Raw genomic sequence first — 994 nt, 5'->3', positions numbered from 1 at the left:
GATACTGTTGGAGGAATAATGGCCGATTTAGACGCAGATTTAATTATCATAGGGGCGGGTCCCGCGGGGCTTACCGCGGCGCAGTACGGGGCAAGGGCGAACTTGAAAGTTCTTGTTATTGAAGCGATGGGGCCGGGCGGCCAGATTTTAGTTATTGACCGGCTGGAAAATTACCCGGGCGTTACCGAAGCCGTATCCGGTTATGAATTTTCGCTTGCCCTTTACCAACAGGCCGAAAAATTCGGATCGACTTTTCTTACGGAATCCGTAACAGGCATAAAAAAAGCGGGGCATTTCATCGTAAGCCTCGCGGACGGGAAAACCCTTACAACACATTCGATAATTCTTGCGGCGGGGTCAAAACCGGGCCTGCTCGGCGTTCCGGGCGAGAGCGAATTCAGCGGAAAGGGAGTTTCCTATTGCGCCACCTGCGACGGCCATTTTTTCAAAGGCAAGAAAATGTTTGTCGTAGGAGGGGGGGACGCGGCCTGTGAAGAGGCGCGTTACCTTTCAAATTTAACCGACAAGATAGTGTTAATTCACAGACGGGACAAATTCCGCGCCCAAGAAGCCCTTGTCGAAAGGGTAAAGACAAATCCGCATATAGAGGTTCGCCTTAATACGGTCATAAAAGAAATAAAAGGCGAGCAAAAAGTAAAATCGGTTGTTTTAAGCGAAACGACAAGCGATAAGGTTTACGAGGAAGATACGGACGCCGTTTTTGTTTTTGTAGGGACCGTTCCCCAAACGTCGCTTGTGGCGGCCGACCCGTTTAAGGCAAAGCTTGACGAGAGCGGCTACATCGTAACAAACCAAAAAATGTTTACCAGCATACCGGGTCTTTTCGCGGCGGGCGACATACGTTCCGGCGCGTTCCGCCAGGTTGTAACGGCCGCGGCCGACGGCGCTGTAGCGGCCCACAGCGCGGCGGCTTACATAGACTCGATAAAAGACGGGAAATAAATTGTCCGCCTTTTTCAGGCTGTTAGGCGTA

At 51.4% G+C, this 994-nt stretch carries 1 protein-coding gene; it reads left to right on the top strand.

Annotation, left to right across the window (positions count from 1 at the left end; translation table 11 throughout):
* The first annotated feature begins 18 nt into the window (after nucleotides 1–18).
* On the top strand, nucleotides 19–963 hold the full coding sequence (gene trxB / locus ACYVTD_RS13925) for a thioredoxin-disulfide reductase (protein ID WP_461248324.1): 945 nt from the start codon (nucleotides 19–21) through the stop codon (nucleotides 961–963).
* Nucleotides 964–994 lie beyond the last annotated feature (31 nt).

The organism is Treponema sp. R6D11 (assembly GCF_054786075.1).
The sequence above is the reverse complement of the archived record's forward strand: the minus strand, read 5'-3'. Positions and strand labels throughout refer to the sequence as shown.